Source organism: Microbacterium testaceum StLB037 (assembly GCF_900104345.1).
In the GTDB taxonomy this organism is placed as follows: Bacteria; Actinomycetota; Actinomycetes; order Actinomycetales; family Microbacteriaceae; genus Microbacterium; species Microbacterium testaceum_A.
Genome location: NZ_FNJN01000003.1, coordinates 160,125 through 180,116 on the forward strand (window position 1 = coordinate 160,125; position 19,992 = coordinate 180,116).

The window sequence follows — 19,992 nt, forward strand, 5'->3', positions numbered from 1 at the left end:
CTTAGGCGGGCAGGAGGCCGATGGCGACATCGGTCGGGCGCACCGGCGCGGGCAGCACCGTCTCGCCCATGAGGAACGTGTCGACCTCGGCGGCGGCCGCGCGGCCTTCGGCGATGGCCCACACGATGAGGGACTGTCCGCGACCGGCATCTCCGGCGACGAACACCCCCGGGGTGGTGGTGGCGTAGGTCGCGTCGCGCTCCACGTTTCCGCGGTTCGTGAACTGCGTGCCGAGCTGGCTCTCGAGGTGCTCGCGCTCAGGGCCGGTGAAGCCCATCGCGATGAGGACCAGGTCGGCCGGGATCTCGCGCTCGGTGCCGCTCTTGGGGACGCGGCGGCCGTCGACGTACTCGGTCTCGGCGACGCGCAGCGCTCGCACCTCTCCCGCGGCGTTGCCGAGGAACTCCACGGTCGAGGCGAGGAACGTGCGCTCCCCGCCCTCCTCGTGAGCGGATGCCATCTCGAACAGGTTCGGCATCATCGGCCACGGCTGCTCGGCCGGACGCTCCGACGGGGGCTGCTTGCCGATCGCGAGGTTGGTGACGCTCAGCGCACCCTGGCGGTGGGCGGTGCCGATGCAGTCGGCTCCGGTGTCGCCACCACCGATGACGACGACGTGCTTGCCCTCGGCGGTGATCTGGTGCGGCACCTGGTCGCCGGCCACGGCCTTGTTGCCCTCGATGAGGTACTCCATGGCGTAGTGCACGCCGTCGAGGTCGCGGCCGGGGATGGCGAGGTCGCGCGGCACCGTCGAACCGGTGGCCACCACGACGGCGTCGTAGCGCGCCCGGAGGTCGCCCCACGAGACGTCCTTGCCGATCTCGACGCCGGCGCGGAAGCGCGTGCCCTCGGCCTGCATCTGCCGCAGGCGCAGCTCGAGGTGGCGCTTCTCCATCTTGAAGTCGGGGATGCCGTAGCGCAGCAGCCCGCCGATGCGGTCGTCGCGCTCGAAGACCGCGACCGTGTGGCCGGCGCGCGTGAGCTGCTGGGCGGCGGCGAGGCCGGCGGGGCCGGAGCCCACGACGGCGACGGTCTTGCCGGTCAGGCGCTCGGGCGGCTCGGGCTCGACCCAACCGTTGCCGAACGCCTCGTCGATGATCGAGACCTCGACCTGCTTGATCGTGACGGCCGGCTGGTTGATGCCGAGCACGCACGAGCTCTCGCAGGGCGCGGGGCACAGACGACCGGTGAACTCCGGGAAGTTGTTCGTCGCGTGCAGGCGCTCGATGGCCGCGCGGCCCTCGCCGCGCCACGTGAGGTCGTTCCACTCGGGGATCAGGTTCCCGAGCGGGCAGCCCTTGTGGCAGAACGGGATGCCGCAGTCCATGCAGCGACCGGCCTGGCGCTTGATGACGGCCGAATCACCCGGCTCGTACACCTCTTTCCAGTCCATGATCCGCACCGGCACCGGCCGGCGCTTGGGGAGCTCGCGCTCCGTGACCTTGAGAAAGCCCTTCGGGTCAGCCACCCGTCACCTCCAGAATGCGCTTCCAGACGACGTCGCCGTCGGGGTCGAGCCCCTCGGTGACCGCCTCCTGGCGGGTCTGCAGCACGGCGGCGTAGTCGCGCGGCAGCACCCGGACGAAGTTGTCCACCTCGGTCTCGAAGTCGTCCAGCAGACGACGGGCGAGGGTGGAATCGGTCTCTGCGACGTGCTTTTCGAGCAGGTCGCGGAGGATCTCGGCATCCCCCGATCCGAGGGCACCGAGTTCGAGCTCACCGGATGCCATGGCCTCGCGGTTCACGAGATCGCGGTCGAGCTTGTAGACGTAGGCCTGGCCGCCCGACATGCCGGCGCCGAGGTTGCGGCCCGTGGCGCCGAGGATCACGGCGAGACCACCGGTCATGTACTCGAGCGCGTGGTCTCCCACGCCCTCGACGACCGCCGTCGCTCCGGAGTTGCGCACCAGGAAGCGCTCGCCCACGACGCCGTTGAGGAACATCTGCCCCTGCGTGGCGCCGTAGCCGATGACGTTTCCGGCGATGACGTTCTCGGACGCCGCGAAGCTCGAGCCGCGCGGCGGACGCACGATGATCGTGCCGCCCGATAGGCCCTTGCCGACGTAGTCGTTGGAGTCGCCCTCGAGGCGCAGCGTGATGCCGGCCGGCATGAACGCGCCGAACGACTGCCCGGCCGAGCCGGTCAGACGCACGTCGATCGAGTTCTCGGGCAGACCGTGCTCGCCCCGCGCCTTGGTGACGTGGTGGCCGAGCATGGTCCCCACGGCGCGCGCGGTGTTGCGGATCGGGAGCTCGATCGTGAGCTGACCCCCGTGCGCGATGACGTCCTGCGCGCGCTCGATGAGCTGCACGTCGAAGTGGTCCTCGAGCTCGTGATCCTGGTTGCGCCCGTGGCGGCGCGGCTCGTCCTCGGCGAAGCGGGGTCCTTCGAGGATGGGCGCGAGGTTGAGGCCCCGGGCCTTCCAGTGCTGGATCGCCTCGTTGGCATCGAGCAGCTCCGCGCGTCCGACGATCTCGTCGATCGAGCGGTAGCCGAGGGCGGCGAGGTACTCGCGCACCTCTTGCGCGATGAACTCCATGAAGTTGATGACGTACTCGGCCTTGCCGGTGAAGCGCTCACGCAGCACGGGGTTCTGCGTCGCGACGCCCACGGGGCAGGTGTCGAGGTGGCACACGCGCATCATGATGCAGCCCGAGACCACGAGCGGAGCGGTGGCGAAGCCGAACTCCTCGGCACCCAGGAGTGCGCCGATGATGACGTCGCGACCGGTCTTCATCTGACCGTCGACCTGCACGACCACGCGGTCGCGCATGCCGTTGAGCATGAGCGTCTGCTGCGTCTCGGCCAGGCCCAGCTCCCACGGGGTGCCGGCGTGCTTGAGCGAGTTCATCGGGCTCGCACCCGTGCCGCCGTCCTGGCCCGAGACCAGGATGACGTCGCTGAGCGCCTTGGCGACACCCGCGGCGACCGCACCGATACCCGACTGGCTGACCAGCTTGGTGTGGATGCGGGCCGAGGGGTTGGCGCGCTTGAGGTCGAAGATGAGCTGCTTGAGGTCTTCGATCGAGTAGATGTCGTGGTGCGGCGGCGGCGAGATGAGCCCGACACCCGCGGTCGCGTGCCGCGTGCGCGCCACCCACGGGTACACCTTGGTCGGCGGCAGCTGACCGCCTTCGCCGGGCTTGGCGCCCTGCGCGAGCTTGATCTGGATGTCGTCGGCCTTGGTCAGGTACAGGCTCGTCACCCCGAAGCGACCGGATGCCACCTGCTTGATGGCACTGCGACGCTCGGGGTCGAGCAGACGGTCGACGTCTTCTCCGCCCTCACCGGTGTTGGACTTGCCGCCGATGCGGTTCATCGCGACGGCGAGCACCTCGTGCGCCTCTTTCGAGATCGAGCCGTAGCTCATCGCACCGGTGGAGAAGCGCTTGACGATCGCCGAGACGGGCTCGACCTCATCGATCGGGACGGCGGGTCGCGTTCCCGTGCGCAGTCCGAAGAGACCGCGGAGGGTCTTCAGCTCATGCGCCTGGTCGTCGATCAGCTGCGTGTACTCGCGGAAGATGTCGTACCGACGCTCGCGCGTGGCGTGCTGGAGGCGGAACACCGTGTCGGGGTTGAACAGGTGCGGGGCACCGTCGCGGCGCCACTGGTACTCGCCGCCGGTCCACAGGCGCTCGTGCGCACGGGCCGCTGCATCTTGCGGGTAGGCGTACTCGTGGCGCGCGGCGTTCTCGGCCGCGATGACGTCGAGGCCCACACCGCCGAGCTTGGTCTCGGTGCCGGTGAAGTACGCGTCGATGAAGTCGCGCGACAGGCCCACGGCCTCGAACACCTGGGCGCCGGCGTACGACGACACGGTCGAGATGCCCATCTTCGACATGATCTTCAGCACGCCCTTGCCGAGCGCGTAGATCAGGTTCTTGACGGCCTTCTCGGGCGTGATGTTGGTGATGAAGCCGGCGCGCACGAGGTACTCGACGGTCTCCATCGCCAGGTACGGGTTGACCGCCGAGGCGCCGTAACCGATGAGGGTCGCCACGTGGTGCACCTCGCGCACATCGCCGGCCTCGACCACGAGACCGACCTTCATGCGGGTCTCTTTGCGGATGAGGTGGTGGTGCACGGCCGCGAGCATGAGCAGCGACGGGATGGGAGCCAGGTCCTTGTTCGAGTCGCGGTCGCTGAGCACGATGAACTCGGCGCCGTCCTCGATGGCCTGGTCGACCTCGGTGCACATCTGCGTGAGGCGCTTCTGCAGGCCCTTGTGCCCGGCCTCGACGCGGTACAGGCCGCGGATCGTCACCGACGAGCGCCCGGGCAGGGCGGTGTCGATGTGCTGGATCTTCGCGAGCTCGTCGTTGTCGATGACGGGGAAGTCGAGCGTCACCGTGCGGGTGTGCTCGGGGCCCCAATCGAGGAGGTTGCGCTCGGGGCCGAGGCCCAGCGAGAGCGAGGTGACGACCTCTTCGCGGATCGAGTCGAGCGGCGGGTTGGTGACCTGCGCGAACTGCTGCGAGAAGTAGTCGAAGAGCAGGCGCGGACGGTCGCTGAGCACGGCGACGGGTGCGTCGCTGCCCATGGCGCCGAGCGGTTCGGTGCCGCCCTGGCCCATGGGCGTGAGCAGCATGCGCACCTCTTCTTCGGTGTAGCCGAAGGTGCGCTGGCGCCGGGTGATCGAGGCGATCGGGTGCACGATGTGCTCGCGCTCGGGGAGCTCGCTGAGCTTGACGCGGCCCTTGTCGACCCACTCGCCCCAGGGGTGGAGCGCGGCGAGGTCGGACTTGATCTCCTCGTCCTCGACGATGCGGCGCTGGGCCGTGTCGACGAGGAACATGCGACCGGGCTGCAGGCGGCCGCGGCGCTTGATGCGCTCGGGCGCGAAGTCGAGGACGCCCGTCTCGGAGCCGATGACGACGAGGCCGTCGGTGGTTTCGGTCCAGCGGCCCGGGCGGAGCCCGTTGCGGTCGAGGGTCGCGCCGACCAGCGTGCCGTCAGTGAAGATCAGGGCGGCGGGGCCGTCCCACGGCTCCATCTGCATGGAGTGGAAGTCGTAGAAGGCGCGCAGGGCGGGGTCGATCGTCGCCTGCTTCTCGTACGCCTCGGGGACCATCATCATGATCGCGTGAGGCAGGCTGCGGCCCGTGAGGGTCAGCAGTTCGAGGACCTCGTCGAAGGATGCCGAGTCGCTGGCGCCCTCGGTGCAGATCGGAAGCAGCGGGCGGACGTCGCCGATCAGCTCGGATTCGAGCTGCGACTGTCGCGCGCGCATCCAGTTGCGGTTGCCCTTGACCGTGTTGATCTCGCCGTTGTGCGCCAGCATGCGCAGCGGCTGCGCGAGCGGCCACGACGGGAAGGTGTTGGTCGAGTAGCGCGAGTGCACGACCGCGAGCTCCGAGGCGAAGCGCTCGTCCTGCAGGTCGGGGTAGAACGGCTCGAGCTGCAGCGTCGTGACCATGCCCTTGTAGCCGAGCGTCCGGCTCGACAGCGACACGAAGTACGCCTCGAGTTCGTGACGGGCACGCTTGCGCAGGCGGTACACGCGGCGGTCGAGAGCGATGCCGGACAGCGCCGGCTCGTCGCCGGTGGCCGGGCGCGACACGAAGAGCTGCTCGAAGGCGGGACGCGCCTCGAAGGCCAGCTTGCCCAGGTTCTCGGGCTCGACCGGCACCTCGCGCCAGCCGAGGACCTCGAGGTTCTCGTGACGCGCGATCTCTTCGATCCCCGCCTTCATCGCGGCACGCTCGTCGTGACCGAGCGGCAGGAAGATCATTCCCGCGGCGTACTCCCCGACCGGCGGCAGGTCGAAGTCGACGACGGCACGCAGGAAGGCGTCGGGCATCTGGGTCAGGATGCCGGCGCCGTCACCGGTGCCCGCGTCGGACCCGATGGCACCGCGGTGCTCGAGGTTGCGCAGCGCTGTCAGCGCCAGATCGATGATGTCGTGTCCGGCTTCGCCGCGGAGAGTGGCGACCATGGCGAGGCCACAGGCGTCTTTCTCGAACGACGGGTCGTACATTCCCTGGCGGGCGGGGAATGCGCCTCCGACGGTGTCGGAACGCAGGCTGGAAGCCATATCAACCGTCCTCACGTTGATGCTTCGAATGGGACGACGTCGGCCCAGAGTGTTAGTTCGTGGCGGGGCTGCTTGTGGCGCTGGTGCCGACGGTGTCGCTCGTCGCGGGCGGCTCGCTCACGTCGACGAAGTCAGAGGGGTCGCCTGAGTCTACAGCCCCCGAAGCCTTCGACTCGCGCCCCGGCACGTACGGCGAGGGCTCGTAGCCGTGGTGACGGCGCGACTGCACGATGAAGATCACGATGCCGAGGATCACGCCGAAGATGGCGGCCCACACGTTCGTGCGCAGCCCCAGGATGATGTCGCTCGGGTCGACGCGGATCGACTCCCACACGATGCGACCGGCGGAGTACCAGACGAGGTAGATCGCGAACTGCTTGCCCCACTGCAGGGTGAAGCGCGTGCCGACGTACAGGATGACAGCGGCACCAAGGAGGTTCCAGATGACCTCGTACGCGAAGGTGGGGTGGAAGAGCGTGCCGGCGGGCAGGCCGACCGGAATGGCGGGGTTTCCCGCAGCGATCTCGAGGCCCCACGGCAGGTCGGTGGGCTGACCGAAGAGCTCCTGGTTGAACCAGTTGCCGAAGCGCCCCATGGCCTGGGCGATGATGAGGCCGGGCGCCAGCGCGTCGGCGAAGGTCCAGAAGCGGATGCCGGTCCACTTGCACCCGAGGACGGCGCCGATCGCGCCGCCGATGAGGGCACCGTAGATGGCGATGCCGCCCTCCCAGATCGCCCAGACCGAGCCGGGCTGGGTGATGTTCCAGGGGTTCGAGCCGGGGCCGAAATAGAAGCCCGCGTGCGTGGCGACGTGGTAGATGCGCGCCACGATGATCGCGAGCGGCACGGCCAGCAGGCAGATGTCGATGACGACCCACTTCTCGGCGCCGCGACGTGTCAGGCGGGCGTTCGTCAGGAAGATCGCGACGATGATGCCCGCGACGATGCACAGGGCATAGAAGTGGATGCGGAGCGGACCGAGGTCGACGTACGAGATGGTCGGGCTCGGGATGCTGGCGAGCACGCCGGAGGCGGCGCTCGAGAGGGCGAACGTCATGGGTTCGAGTCTAGGCGCGCTGCGCGGTGCCCGCAGACAGCTCCCGCGCGAGGGTCGACAGGCCGTCGACGCCACCGTCGCGGAGCGCCTTGACCAGTGCCGTCCCCACGATCGCTCCGTCGGCGTACTCCGCGACTCCGGCCACCTGCTCGGCGTTCGAGATGCCGATGCCCACGCACGCGTGTTCGGCGCCGAACGAGCGCAGGCGCTCGACCAGGCTTCGCGCGGCGGCGTCGAGAGAGGCGCGCTCCCCCGTGATGCCCATGGTCGAGACGGTGTACACGAAGCCTGTGGAGGCCTCGACGATCATCTTCAACCGCTCGTCCGACGAGGTGGGGGCGGCGAGGAACACCCGGTCGAGGCCGGTGCGCGTGCTCGTCTCGATCCACTGGGCCGCGGCATCCGGGGTCACATCGGGCGTGATGAGGCCCGCACCGCCCGCGGCGACGAGCTCGTCGGCGTATCGGTCGACGCCGTACTGCTCGACGAGGTTCCAGTACGTCATGACGAGGATCGGCACGTCGGTGCGCGCGGTGACCTCGCGGATGATCGTGAACAGGTCGCGCATGCGGAACCCGTTCGCGAGCGCCGTCTGCGTCGCCTCTTGGATGACCAGGCCGTCCATCACCGGGTCGCTGTAGGGCGGGCCGAGCTCGATGACGTCGGCTCCGGCCTCGGCCAGCGCGACGGCCGCCTCGATGCTCGTGGCGACGTCGGGGAAACCGGCGGGGAGGTAGCCGACGAAGGCGCCGCGGCCCTCGGCGTGGGCAGCCTCGATGGCCGCCGAGACGCGAGAGGTCACAGCTCGACTCCCGCGCCGCTGGCCGCGTCCGGAGCCGGGGTCACGTCGACGGGCGAGCCGGGGGCGGATGCCACGGTCTCGGCCGCTCGCGTCTGCGGGGCGCCCTCGGGGCCCTCCGGCGCGTGTTCGGCGTCGTAGAGGTCGAAGTAGCGCGCTGCGGTGTCCATGTCCTTGTCGCCGCGACCGGAGAGGTTGATGGCGATCACGGCATCCGGACCCAACTCGCGACCGATGCGCAGGGCTCCGGCGAGGGCGTGGGCCGACTCGATCGCCGGGATGATGCCCTCGGTGCGCGAGAGCAGACGCAGGGCCTGCATCGCCTCGTCGTCGGTGGCCGGGATGTACTGCGCGCGGCCGATGTCGGCGAGCCACGCGTGCTCGGGACCGACGCCGGGGTAATCGAGGCCGGCCGAGATCGAGTGCGACTCGGTGGTCTGGCCGTCTTCGTCCTGCAGCACGTAGGTGCGCGCGCCGTGCAGGACGCCGGGGCGACCCCGCTCGATCGAGGCCGCGTGCTTGGGGGTGTCGACGCCGTCGCCGGCCGCCTCGACGCCGTAGAGGGCCACGCCCTCGTCGTCGAGGAACGCGTCGAACATGCCGATCGCGTTGGAGCCGCCGCCGACGCACGCGAACACGGCGTCGGGGAGGCGGCCGAGGCGCTCGAGGAACTCGGCGCGCGTCTCTTCGCCGATGATCTTCTGGAAGTCGCGCACCATCGCCGGGAACGGGTGCGGGCCCGCGGCGGTGCCGAAGATGTAGTTGGTCGTCTCGACCGAGGCGACCCAGTCGCGGTAGGCCTCGTTGATCGCGTCCTTCAGAGTGCGCGAGCCGGTCGTGACGGCGATCACCTCGGCGCCGAGGAGGCGCATGCGGGCCACGTTGAGGGCCTGACGCTCGGTGTCGACCTCGCCCATGTAGACGACGCACTCGAGGCCGAACAGGGCCGCGGCGGTCGCGGTGGCGACGCCGTGCTGACCGGCACCGGTCTCGGCGATCACGCGCGTCTTGCCGAGGCGCTTGGTCAGCAGCGCCTGGCCCAGCACGTTGTTGATCTTGTGCGAGCCGGTGTGGTTGAGGTCTTCGCGCTTGAGGAAGACGCGCGCGCCTCCGGCGTGCTCGGCGAAGCGCGGCACCTCGGTGAGCACCGAGGGGCGGCCCGCGTAGTCGTGCAGCAGCGCGCGCAGCTCGGTGTGGAACGCGGGGTCGGCCATTGCCGACTCGTAGACCGCGGTGAGCTCGTCGATCGCGGCGATGAGCGATTCGGGCATGAAACGCCCGCCGAAGTCGCCGAAGAACGGCCCCTTCTGATCGCGCAGGTTCTGGGTGGGAGCGGTGGTCATGACGTCTCCTGGAGGAACGCGCGGAGCGTGGCGACGGGGTCGCCGGTGACGAGGGCCTCGCCCACGAGCACGACGTCGGCACCCGCCGCGCGGTAGTGCGCCACATCGGCGGGGGCGAGGACGGCCGATTCGGCGATCTTCACGGCATCCGCGGGGAAACGCTCGACCAGCGAACCGAACAGGTCGCGGTCGAGCTCGAAGGTCGAGAGGTTGCGGGCGTTCACGCCGATGAGCTTCGCGCCCAGCTGCGACGCACGCTCGAGCTCGTCGGCCGAGTGCGTCTCGACGAGGGCGGTCATGCCCAGGTCGGTGACGAGACCGTAGAGCTCGGTGAGCGTCTTCTGGTCGAGGGCCGCGACGATCAGCAGCACGAGGTCTGCCCCCGAGGCGCGGGCCTCGAGCACCTGGTAGGGCGTCGCGATGAAGTCCTTGCGCAGCACCGGGACGCTCACGGCCGAACGAACGGCTTCGAGATCGGCGAGGCTGCCCTTGAACTTGCGGCGCTCGGTGAGCACGGAGATCGCGGACGCACCGCCCTCTTCGTACAGGCGCGCCTGACGGGCGGGGTCGGGGATCGCCGCGAGGTCTCCGCGAGACGGGCTCGCGCGCTTCACCTCGGCGATGATCTTCACGCGGTCGCCGGGGGCGAGCATCGCCAGCGCGTCGCGCGCCGGCGTCTGCGCGAGAGCATCGCGTTCGACCTCGGCGAGGGGTCGCGACTGCGCGCGCTCCTCGGCGTCCTCAACCGCTCCGGCCGTGAGATCGGCCAGCGCCATCAGTGGGCCTTCGGGTTGGACTTCGCGCCGTTCGCGCCGTAGCCGGCCTTGGTCATGGCCCAGCCGACGATGGCGCCGACGACGAGCAGACCCACCGAGGCCCACACCATGACGGGCATGTCGAGCCAGAAGAACAGCGTGCCGAGCGTGAACGCGACGAGCATGATGATCACGGCCGTCCAGGCGGCGGGCGAGTGTCCGTGGCCGGGGTCGCCGATGGGGTTGCTCATGGGGCTCCTTACAGTCGCGCGCGAGCGCGGGGGAAAGCGTCCGTTCAGTCTACCGAAGCGGGGGTGCGCTCCCGGCGCCGACGTCTCGATGTCGCGAGGTTCGCTCAGGCGGTGGGGTCGTCGCCGCGCGAGAGGTCGTCCCACGAGTCGATCGCGTCGTGCGGGCGCCCCGTGGCGGTGCGCGCCTCTTCGGCCGTGCGGTACTTGCGGCTCGCCCCGGAGGCCCAACGGCGAGCGGTGACGAGAGTGAAGAGGGCTGCCGCGAACAGCACGACCTGAGCGATGAGCGTCACCGTCGGCCACGGGGTCAGGGACAGGCCCGAGACGAGCGAGGCCACGGCATCCGTTCCCGAGATGCCCGTCGCGTCGGTGACGGTCGCCGCCGTCGCCGAGACGGGAGTCGAGAACAGGATCTGAACGGTCCCAAAGCCCACGAACGCCGCGATGAGCACCCCCAGCGCGCCGAAGACGTAGCGCAGCACCGGACCGACGATCGAGAGGGCGGCGCCCAGGGCCAGGGCCGCAAGGCTCAGCGGAGTGAGCACCGGAAGCGCCTCGGCGCCCGGGACGGCCAGCGTCTGCTGCGCGCCGTCGTCGAGGGTGACGTCGATCCACGTCTGCGTCGAGGCGATGACCCCGATCGCTCCGGCGAGGAGCATTGCGAGGACCGCCGAGGAACGCGCGCGACGCATCAGCGCTCCCCCACGACCGGGTGCAGGTCGTCGGCGTCGAAGCAGGTGTGATCGCCCGTGTGGCACGCGGCGCCGATCTGGTCGACCTCGATCAGCAGGGTGTCGCCGTCGCAGTCCAGGCGCGCGCCCTTGACCAGCTGGATGTGGCCCGAGGTGTCGCCCTTGCGCCAGTACTCCTGACGCGAACGTGACCAGAACGTCACGCGGCCCGTGGTGAGCGTGCGGTTGAGGGCCTCGGCATCCATCCACCCGACCATCAGCACCTCGCGCGAGTCGAACTGCTGGATGACCGCGGCCACGAGACCGTCGGCGTCGTACTTCACACGGTCGACGCTCATCGGCGCACCTCGATCCCTTCGGCGGCCATGGCGTCTTTGACCTGTCCCACGGTGAGCTGGCCGGAGTGGAACACGGATGCCGCGAGCACGGCGTCGGCGCCGGCCTGCACGGCCGGGGCGAAGTGTTCGAGAGCGCCCGCCCCGCCCGAGGCGATCACGGGGACCGCGGCGACCTGGCGCATGAGGCGCACGAGCTCGAGGTCGAAGCCGTGCTTCGTGCCGTCGGCGTCGATCGAGTTGACCAGCAGTTCGCCGGCTCCGCGCTCGACCGCTTCGCGCGCCCATTCGAGGGCGTCCAGGGTCGTCTCGGTGCGGCCGCCGTGAGTGGTCACGACGAAGCCCGAGGGGGTGGATGCCGCCCGCTTGACGTCGAGCGAGAGCACGATCACCTGCGCGCCGAAGCGGTCGGCGATCTCGTCGATCAGGGCAGGCCGTGCGATCGCGGCCGAGTTGACGCCGATCTTGTCGGCACCGACCGCGAGCAGGCGCGCGACGTCGTCGCTCGAGCGCACTCCCCCGCCGACGGTGAGCGGGATGAAGACCTGCTCGGCCGTGCGGCGCACGACGTCGTAGGTCGTGGAGCGCTCGTCGACCGTCGCCGTCACGTCGAGGAAGGTGACCTCGTCGGCCCCCTGCTCGAAGTAGAGCTTCGCGAGCTCGACCGGATCGCCCATGTCGCGCAGGTCGAGGAAGTTGACGCCCTTGACGACGCGGCCCGCGGCGACGTCGAGGCAGGGGATGACGCGACGCGCGAGGGTCATCAGAGCCTCGCGGCGAGGATCTCGGTGACGAGGATCGCTCGCGCGCCGATCGCGTAGAGGGCGTCCATGACCTGGTTGACGTCGCGGCGCGGGCTCATGACCCGCACGGCCACCCATTCGGGGTCGCGGAGTGGCGAGATCGTCGGCGACTCCAGGCCCGGGGCCACGGCGACGGCCTGCTCGATCAGGTGAGCGGGCAGGTCGTAATCGATCAGCACGTAGGTGCGGGCGGCGAGCACGCCGCGCAGGCGGCGCAGCAGCGTCTCGGTGCCCTCGGCCTCCTGGGGACCGGCGATCAGCACGGCGTCGGACTCGAGCAGCACCGGCCCGAAGATCTCGAGACCGGCCTGGCGCAGCGTGGTTCCGGTCGAGACGACGTCGGCCACGGCATCCGCCACTCCGAGCTGCACGGCCGATTCGACCGCCCCGTCGAGGGGAACGATGTCGACGGCGATGCCGCGCTCGTCGAGGAAGGCGTCGACCAGGCCCGGGTAGGCGGTCGCGACGCGCAGACCCTCGAGGTCGGCGATGTCGGTGAAGCGACCGGGTCGACCGGCGAAGCGGAACGTGGAACCGGCGAAGCCGAGTGACTCGACCTCGCGGGCGCCGGGCATGCGGGCGTCGAGCAGCAGGTCGCGGCCGGTGATGCCGACGTCGAGCGCGCCCGAGCCGACGTAGGTCGCGATGTCACGCGGACGGAGGTAGAAGAACTCGACCTCGTTCACGGGGTCGACGGTGTACAGGTCTTTCGAGTCGCGACGTCCGGTATACCCGGCCTCCGAGAGCATCTCGGCGGCGGTCTCGGCGAGCGACCCCTTGTTCGGCACGGCGATTCGCAGCATGACGGGGGCTTTCGTGTTGTGTGAGCGTGGGGAGGGCGAGCGCGGCTCAGAGATGTCGGTAGACGTCCTGGAGCGACAGGCCCTTCGCGAGCATGAGCGTCTGCAGGTGGTAGAGCAGCTGCGAGATCTCTTCGGCCGCGGCCTCGTCGGACTCGTACTCGGCGGCCATCCACACCTCGGCGGCCTCTTCGACGATCTTCTTGCCGATGGCGTGCACGCCGGCATCCAGCTGAGCGACGGTGCCGGAGCCGGCGGGTCGCTCGACGGCCTTGGCGCTGAGTTCCGCGAACAGGTCGTCGAAAGTTTTCACGGTTCCAGGGTATCGGGTCGGCGGGGGTGGGGCTGTCCGCGGGCTCAGTGGCGGTGGCGGGCGGCCGAGGCGCGCAGCGACTGGATCGCACGGTCGGGGTCGTCGGCGCCGAACACCGCGGACCCCGCGACGAACGTGTCGGCCCCGGCCTCGGCGGCCTGGGCGATCGTCGATTCGCCGATGCCGCCGTCGACCTGGAGCCAGACGCTCGATCCCCGGCGCTTCGCCTCGTCGGCGAGCGAGCGGAGCTTCGGCATGGTCTCGGGCATGAACGACTGCCCCCCGAAGCCCGGCTCGACGGTCATGACGAGGATCTGGTCGAACTCGTTCAGTGAATCGAAGAGGTTCTCGACCGGCGTCCCAGGCTTGACGGCCACCCCGGCGCGGGCGCCGATCGAACGCAGCTGCCGGGCGAGCGCCACGGGTGAGGCCGCGGCCTCGAGGTGGAAGGTGACCGATGCCGCACCCAGCTCGGCGTACGCCGGAGCCCACCGGTCGGGGTCGTCGATCATGAGGTGCACGTCGAGCGGCACGGGGCTGGTCTCTTGGATGCGGCCCACCATCTGCGGTCCGAACGTGAGGTTCGGCACGAAGTGGTTGTCCATCACGTCGACGTGCACGAAGTCGGAGCCGGCGATGCGCGCGAGCTCGGCCTCCATGTTCACGAAGTCGGCGGCGAGGATGCTCGGGTTGATGCGCGGGGCGTCGGTAGGCACCCGACCATTATGGGCGCCGGGTCGCCTGCGCCGATCGCGTGAGGGGTCAGAAAGTGTCGCTGAGAGCTGGTCCAGGCGACAAGAACTGACCCCTCACGCGCGAGTGCGCGAGTGCGGTCTCAGCGCCTGCGCAGCAGGGCGATCGACATCGCGTCGGTACCGTGGCGGTGCGGCCACAGCTGGGCGCGGAGCGACCCGTCGGCCTGATCGGGTAGGTCGATCTCGTCGTTCGCGATCGCTCGGACCACCGCGCGGGCGTCGAGTTCTTCGGCCGCGTCGCCGAGTGCGCGCTTGACCTCGGCCAGCACGCCCGAGGTTTCGGCCAGGTGCGGCGAGCACGTGACATAGGCCACGACTCCCCCGGGCTTCAGCGCCTCGAAGGCCGCGAGCACGAGCTCCTGCTGCAGGGCGGTCAGGTCGGGCACGTCGGCCGGCGTCTTGCGCCAACGCGCTTCGGGACGGCGTCGCAGGGCGCCGATGCCGGTGCACGGCGCGTCGACGAGGATGCGGTCGTACTCCCCCGGCATCCGGGCTGCGCGCTCGCGCCCGTCCTCTTCGCTCACCTCGACCTCAAGGGGCACGGATGCCACGGCCTGGCGAACCAGCCCCGCTCGAGCCGGGGCGATCTCGTTGGCGTCGAGCGTCGCCCCGTGGGCGAGGGCTTCGGCGGCGAGCAGCGCCGTCTTACCGCCGGGGCCCGCGCACAGGTCGAGCCAGCGCTCGCCCTCGCGCACAGGGAGGGCGCGGCTGAGAGCGAGGGCGGCGAGTTGCGACCCCTCGTCCTGCACGCGGATCGTGCCCCCAGATGAACGGATGAGCCCCTCGGGGTCTCCCCCGCGGGTGGTGAACGCCGTCGGGGCGTAACGCGTGGGCGTCGCGTCGTCGGGCACCTCGGCGAGGCCCGGCAGGGCGATCATCGCGACGCGCGGAGCGACGTTGTCGGCCTCGAGCAGCCCCTCGAGTTCGTCGGCGCGCCCCTCAGCGGTGAGGGCGCGGCGCAGCGCCCGCACGATCCACACCGGGTGCGAGGTGGTGAGCCCGATGCGCTCGTCGTCGCTGCGCGCGGCGGCTGAGATGGTCTGCATCCACCGCCCCGGATTGTCGCGCGAGACGCGGCGGAGCACCGCGTTGGCGAAGCCGGCGGCCCCTCGTCCCCCACCGTGCCGCCGCGCGAGCTCGACGGACTCGTTCACCGCGGCGTGCGAGGCGACGCGGGTCGACAGCAACTGGTGCACGCCCAGACGGAGGGCGTCGAGGACGGCCGGGTCGATGCGGTCGACCGTGCGGTCGGCGGCCGCGGCGATGATGGCGTCGTAGGTGCCCCGGCGGCGAAGGGTGCCATAGGTCAGCTCGGTCGCGAGCCCGGCGTCCTTGGCATCCAGCTTCTGTCGGCCGATCGCGTGCGGCAGCAGCAGGTTGGCATAGGCCTCGTCTCCCGAGACGGCGCGCAGCACCTCGTAGGCCACGGCACGGGCTCCCTGCACGGTCATGATCCGAGCTCCGGCTCGTCGGTGCGCAGGCCTCGGAACCAGTCGCTCGCGTTCATCGCTCCCTTTCCGGCGGGTTGCACGGTGTCGAGGCGCAGCGGCGTGGTGCCCGTGCCCACGACGACGTCTTTTCCGGATGCCGCGACCCGGCCCGGCGGTAACGGCGGCGCATCGGAGGGGGCGGCGCGCAGCACCTTGAAGCGCGCGCCGTCGAAGGTGGTGTGCGCGCCGGGTTCGGGCGTGACCCCGGCGATCTGGTGCAGGAGGGTGTCGGCATCCCGGGTCAGGTCGAGGGCACCGTCGTCGAGGGTCAGCTTGGGGGCGAGGGTCGGTTCGCCCTGCTGCGGAGTCGCGACCGCCGAGCCGTCGGCGATGCCGTCGACCACGCCCGCCAGCAGCGGAGCGCCGATCTCGGCGAGGTCGTCGAGCACCGTGGCCGAGGTCGCCCCGGCGGGCGCCTCGTAGCGCTCCTCGGCGAAGACGTCTCCGGCGTCGAGCGCGGCGACGAGCTGGAACACGCTCGCGCCCGTGACCGCATCGCCCGCCATGAGCGCGCGCTGCACGGGAGCCGCACCGCGCCAGCGTGGGAGCAACGAGAAGTGCAGGTTGATCCAGCCGTGCGCGGGCGTCGACAGCAGCGGCTCGCGCACGAGCCCGCCGTACGCGACGATCACCCCGAGATCGGGCTCGAGTTCCGCGATGCGGGCGGTCACCTCGGCGTCGAGACGGTCGGCCTTGATGACCGGGATGCCGAGCTCATCAGCGACCTGTGCAACCGGCGAGGGGGTCAGTACGCGCTTGCGCCCCAGGGGCGCGTCGCTTCGGGTGATGACGGCGGCGATTTCGTGCGGACCGGCCGCCAGAGCGCGGAGCGACGGGACGGCGACAGCGGGTGTGCCGGCGAAGACGAGGCGCATGGGTCTCCTCAGACTCGGGGAAGCGGACGGGTGCGTGACCCGGTCACAGGTCGGGCTCGGGGATGTCGAGGCGGACTCTGAGCGTACTGCGCGGCCTGGGGCCGCGATCCTTGCGCGATTTGCGCGCGCGCAGGGCGTCGGCGATGACCCCGGCGCGCAGGGCCTCGGCCACGGCGCGACCGTGCGCGTAGTCGAAGCGCACGAGGGCGCGCGAGGTGGACGTGTCGGGGTCCGTCGACGTGTCGACGGGGCCGAGGATCGCCATCGGGTCGAGATCCGGGACGCTGTCCCGCATCGACTCCAGCAGGACATCGACGCTCCGGGCGTGTCCGTCGACGCTGGCGACGCGCACCGCCGGGGGCATTCGGAGGGGCGCGCGATCGACGAGTTCGGCACGGGCGTAGGCCGGCTGGGTCCAGGTCGCCAGAGCACGCGCGACGGGACCGGCGACGCCCACGAGGTGAACCGGGGAGCCCGGGGCCGCCAGGGCGGCGGCATTCGACCACCAGCGCAAGCAGTGCTCGCCGATGCGGAGGGCCTCGTTCTGCAGCATCCGGTCGCCGTCGAGCAGGATCACGGCGCGGTATCCGCCCCGGGCGAGGGGTTCGGCGCCCCGGGTGGCGATCACGAGCGCGGGGACGCCGTCGACCTCGGCGACGGGATGGGCGCCGTCGGCGACGATCACGCGCGTGTTCGGGAAGGCGCGACCGAGCTCGTCGGCCGTGCGCTCGCTTCCCGACGACGCCATGCGCAATTTGGTCGACGAGCAGTGACCGCAGGCCCAGGCGTGGGCGCTGCGACCGCACCAGGCGCAGACGGGCGTCGCGCCGGGGCGGGCCGCCCGAAGGGGACCGGCGCAGTGCGGGCAGCGCGCGGGTCGACGGCAGTCGGCGCACACGAGCGAGGGGGCGTATCCCGGGCGGGCGACCTGCACCAGGACGGGACCGCTCTGCAACGCCTCGCGCGCGGCGGCGAACGCCGACGAGGGCACGCGCGACTGCCGCTGCTCGCCCTCGCGTGTGGCGCTCAGGACCACACGGGGGCTCGGCCGCCGCGTCTGCGGAATGTCGCGGACGTACCCGACGTCGACCAGGCGCTGCACGTCGGTCGTTCGCGTGTGTCCCGCGAAGAGCAGGGCGGAGCCCTCGATCTCTTGGCGCACGAGCGCGGCGTCGCGCGCGTGCACGCCCGGCGCGAGGGGCTCGGCGAGCAGGGTGTCGCCGTCGTCCCAGATCGCGACGAGACCGGTGTCGTGTGCGGGAGCGTAGACACCCGATCGGCGTCCGACGACGATGCAGGGCACCGGCGCGAGGGTGCGCAGGTACTGGGCGTAGCGCGCGGGACCGGACTGGTCGGAGTCGTCGCGCACGATGGCATCCGGGCTCACGAGCTCGCCGAGTGCGGCGAGGAGCTGTGCCTGGTCGCGGTAGTCGGGAACCACGAGGACGGCGCTGCGCCCACGGGCGAGGGTGTGCACTGCGGCGGCGGCGAGGAGATCGGCCCATGCCCCGCGCGGGAGTTCGGGATGCGGGTGGGGAGGGGCGTCGAGAGCGATCCGCTCCCCCGCGTCAAGGGCGGCCGCGAGGCCCGCGTAGGGGGCGAGCAGCGCGGCGGCCCGTTCGGACGCCGCCGGGACGACCTCGTGCGCCACGGGCGCGGGGGCTGCGGCCCACGCCTTCTCGGCGCGCACCATGCGTTTGGGGACCGCCAGGCGCAGCACGTCGCTCACCGACCCCGCGGCCCGATCGGCGACGCGGCGCGCGAGGGTGTAGAGGCGTTCGGGCAGCACGGGCATGGGAGAGACGACCGCTTCGACCGCCGACAGTGGGCGTTCGGTGCCGTCATCGGGCACGACCTCGATGACGAAGGCGTCCATCATGCGACCGGCCGAACGCAACGGCACCTTCACCCGCACGCCGGGTGCGATGTCGGCGACGAGCGGATGCGGAACGGCGTAGTCGAACAGCCGATCAAGCTGCGGGACGGGCGACTCGAGTTGCACGCGCGCCACACGACGCTCGCTCACGTGATCCTCCCCCGGGTGCGGTGGCCATCAGTGGTGCCGGGGCGCACTCCCCCACGCACTCTCAGAGCCCGGCAGCGGTACGCAGATCGTCGACGCGGTCGGTGCGCTCCCAGGTGAAGTCGGGCAGCTCTCGGCCGAAGTGGCCGTAGGTCGCCGTCTGCGCGTAGATCGGGCGCAGCAGGTCGAGCTGGTCGACGATCGCTGCCGGGCGCAGGTCGAACACGTCGCGGATCGCCTTGACGATCACGTCGTCGGCCACGTGCGCGGTGCCGAACGACTCGACGTACAGGCCGACCGGATTGGCCTTGCCGATCGCGTACGCGATCTGCACCTCGAGGCGGTCGGCGAGACCCGCGGCGACGGCGTTCTTCGCGACCCAGCGCATGGCGTACGCGGCCGAGCGGTCGACCTTGGACGGGTCCTTGCCGCTGAACGCGCCGCCGCCGTGCCGCGAGGCGCCGCCGTAGGTGTCGATGATGATCTTGCGACCGGTGAGGCCGGCGTCGCCCTTGGGGCCGCCGATGACGAAGGGACCGGCCGGGTTGATGTAGTACTTCACGTCGGGCAGTTCGAGCCCCGTCTCGGCGAGCACCGGGTCGATGACCGCGGCCTGCACCTCGGCGCGCAGGTCTTCCTGCGAGATGTCGGGGTGGTGCTGCGTCGACAGCACGACGGAGTCGACCGTGCGGGGAACGTGCCCCTCGTAGCCGAGCGTGACCTGGGTCTTGCCGTCGGGACGCAGGAACGGCAGCGAGCCGTCTTTGCGTACGGATGCCAGGCGCTCGGCGATACGGTGAGCGGTCCAGGCGGCCATGGGCATGAGCTGCGGGGTCTCGTTGGTCGCGAAACCGAACATGATGCCCTGGTCGCCCGCACCCTGCAGGTCGCGCGGGTCGACGGAGCCGCGCTCGCGCTGCTCGAACGCCTTGTTGACGCCGGCGGCGATGTCGGACGACTGCGCGCCGATCGACACGCTCACCCCGCACGACTCGCCATCGAACCCGGTGTCGCTCGAGGTGTAGCCGATGCGGTTGACCACGTCGCGCACGATCGCGGGGATCTCGACGTAGGCGCGGGTGGAGACCTCGCCGGCGACGTGCACGAGACCGGTGGTGACCAGCGTCTCGACGGCCACGCGACCGGTGGGGTCGTCGGTGAGGATCGCGTCGAGGATGCTGTCGGAGATCTGGTCGCAGATCTTGTCGGGGTGTCCTTCGGTCACGGACTCGGACGTGAACAGGCGCAGGTCGGTCAAGACGACTCCGGGAGGATTGAGGGCTGGGACGGGCACAAGTATGCCCCGGGCGGCGGTGGGCCGCCCGGGGCATCGTCACATGTGTGAACAGATCACGAAATGCGTCGGCTGCGGATCACTCCGCAGCGCGCAGGCGCAGCTTGTCTTCGTGGATCTCGTGCAGCGCGATCGTGAGGGGCTTGTCTTCGACGGTGGAGTCGACCAGCGGTCCCACGTTGTCGAAGAGGTTTCCCTCGTGCAGGTCGGAGTAGTAGTCGTTGATCTGGCGCGCGCGCTTGGACGCGTAGATCACGAGCTGGTACTTCGAGTCGACCTTGTCGAGCAGAGCGTCGATGGGCGGGTCGATGATGCCCTTGTCACGTCCGGCCATGGGGAACCTCCTGGTTCGGCGGGATGGGGTGGATG

General features: G+C 70.7%; 18 protein-coding genes. All 18 read right to left on the reverse strand.

The features are described from left to right. Window position 1: 1 nt before the first annotated feature. Complete coding sequence (locus tag BLS25_RS06990) at window positions 2–1,468, reverse strand: glutamate synthase subunit beta (protein ID WP_074694921.1); 1,467 nt, start codon at window positions 1,466–1,468, stop codon at window positions 2–4. Then, window positions 1,461–6,038, reverse strand: coding sequence for a glutamate synthase large subunit (gene gltB, locus BLS25_RS06995; protein WP_074694922.1), 4,578 nt, complete (start codon window positions 6,036–6,038; stop codon window positions 1,461–1,463). Before gltB ends, BLS25_RS06990 begins: the two co-directional genes overlap by 8 nt. 52 nt (window positions 6,039–6,090) lie before the next feature. After that, a complete protein-coding gene (gene lgt, locus BLS25_RS07000) occupies window positions 6,091–7,095 on the reverse strand; it encodes a prolipoprotein diacylglyceryl transferase (protein ID WP_056231837.1) in 1,005 nt (334 codons plus the stop codon). A 10-nt stretch (window positions 7,096–7,105) separates the two neighbouring features. Further along, a complete protein-coding gene (gene trpA / locus BLS25_RS07005) occupies window positions 7,106–7,897 on the reverse strand; it encodes a tryptophan synthase subunit alpha (protein WP_056231833.1) in 792 nt (263 codons plus the stop codon). Beyond that, window positions 7,894–9,237 carry a tryptophan synthase subunit beta gene (gene trpB, locus BLS25_RS07010; RefSeq protein WP_074694923.1) on the reverse strand — a complete coding sequence of 448 codons (1,344 nt, stop codon included), beginning with the start codon at window positions 9,235–9,237 and terminating at the stop codon, window positions 7,894–7,896. Before trpB ends, trpA begins: the two co-directional genes overlap by 4 nt. Next, on the reverse strand, window positions 9,234–10,013 hold the full coding sequence (trpC, locus tag BLS25_RS07015) for an indole-3-glycerol phosphate synthase TrpC (protein WP_056231827.1): 780 nt from the start codon (window positions 10,011–10,013) through the stop codon (window positions 9,234–9,236). The genes trpB and trpC overlap by 4 nt, the downstream gene beginning before the upstream one ends. Next, window positions 10,013–10,243 (reverse strand): DUF6704 family protein, encoded by a 231-nt coding sequence (locus BLS25_RS07020; RefSeq protein ID WP_056231824.1) that lies wholly within the window; start codon window positions 10,241–10,243, stop codon window positions 10,013–10,015. The genes trpC and BLS25_RS07020 overlap by 1 nt, the downstream gene beginning before the upstream one ends. 104 nt (window positions 10,244–10,347) lie before the next feature. Then, a complete protein-coding gene (locus BLS25_RS07025) occupies window positions 10,348–10,935 on the reverse strand; it encodes a Trp biosynthesis-associated membrane protein (protein WP_074694924.1) in 588 nt (195 codons plus the stop codon). Then, a complete protein-coding gene (gene hisI / locus BLS25_RS07030) occupies window positions 10,935–11,273 on the reverse strand; it encodes a phosphoribosyl-AMP cyclohydrolase (protein ID WP_056231816.1) in 339 nt (112 codons plus the stop codon). The genes BLS25_RS07025 and hisI overlap by 1 nt, the downstream gene beginning before the upstream one ends. Further along, entirely contained in the window at window positions 11,270–12,034 is a 765-nt protein-coding gene (hisF, locus tag BLS25_RS07035; RefSeq protein ID WP_074694925.1) for an imidazole glycerol phosphate synthase subunit HisF, read from the reverse strand. The genes hisI and hisF overlap by 4 nt, the downstream gene beginning before the upstream one ends. Continuing rightward, the gene (gene hisG, locus BLS25_RS07040) at window positions 12,034–12,876 is read right to left on the reverse strand and encodes an ATP phosphoribosyltransferase (protein ID WP_056231810.1); all 843 of its coding nucleotides are present in this window, start codon (window positions 12,874–12,876) and stop codon (window positions 12,034–12,036) included. Before hisG ends, hisF begins: the two co-directional genes overlap by 1 nt. A 46-nt stretch (window positions 12,877–12,922) precedes the next feature. Then, a complete protein-coding gene (locus tag BLS25_RS07045) occupies window positions 12,923–13,186 on the reverse strand; it encodes a phosphoribosyl-ATP diphosphatase (RefSeq protein ID WP_056231808.1) in 264 nt (87 codons plus the stop codon). Between the two features lie 44 nt (window positions 13,187–13,230). After that, the gene (rpe, locus tag BLS25_RS07050; protein WP_074694926.1) at window positions 13,231–13,902 is read right to left on the reverse strand and encodes a ribulose-phosphate 3-epimerase; all 672 of its coding nucleotides are present in this window, start codon (window positions 13,900–13,902) and stop codon (window positions 13,231–13,233) included. Between the two features lie 119 nt (window positions 13,903–14,021). Then, window positions 14,022–15,392, reverse strand: coding sequence for an RsmB/NOP family class I SAM-dependent RNA methyltransferase (locus tag BLS25_RS07055; protein ID WP_074694927.1), 1,371 nt, complete (start codon window positions 15,390–15,392; stop codon window positions 14,022–14,024). Then, complete coding sequence (gene fmt, locus BLS25_RS07060) at window positions 15,389–16,306, reverse strand: methionyl-tRNA formyltransferase (protein WP_074694928.1); 918 nt, start codon at window positions 16,304–16,306, stop codon at window positions 15,389–15,391. The genes BLS25_RS07055 and fmt overlap by 4 nt, the downstream gene beginning before the upstream one ends. A gap of 43 nt (window positions 16,307–16,349) precedes the next feature. Then, complete coding sequence (locus BLS25_RS07065) at window positions 16,350–18,332, reverse strand: primosomal protein N' family DNA-binding protein (protein WP_074694929.1); 1,983 nt, start codon at window positions 18,330–18,332, stop codon at window positions 16,350–16,352. Window positions 18,333–18,393: 61 nt separating this feature from the next. Further along, the gene (gene metK, locus BLS25_RS07070) at window positions 18,394–19,587 is read right to left on the reverse strand and encodes a methionine adenosyltransferase (RefSeq protein WP_056231786.1); all 1,194 of its coding nucleotides are present in this window, start codon (window positions 19,585–19,587) and stop codon (window positions 18,394–18,396) included. 115 nt (window positions 19,588–19,702) lie between these two features. After that, window positions 19,703–19,957 carry a DNA-directed RNA polymerase subunit omega gene (gene rpoZ / locus BLS25_RS07075; RefSeq protein WP_055837405.1) on the reverse strand — a complete coding sequence of 85 codons (255 nt, stop codon included), beginning with the start codon at window positions 19,955–19,957 and terminating at the stop codon, window positions 19,703–19,705. Window positions 19,958–19,992: the final 35 nt, after the last annotated feature.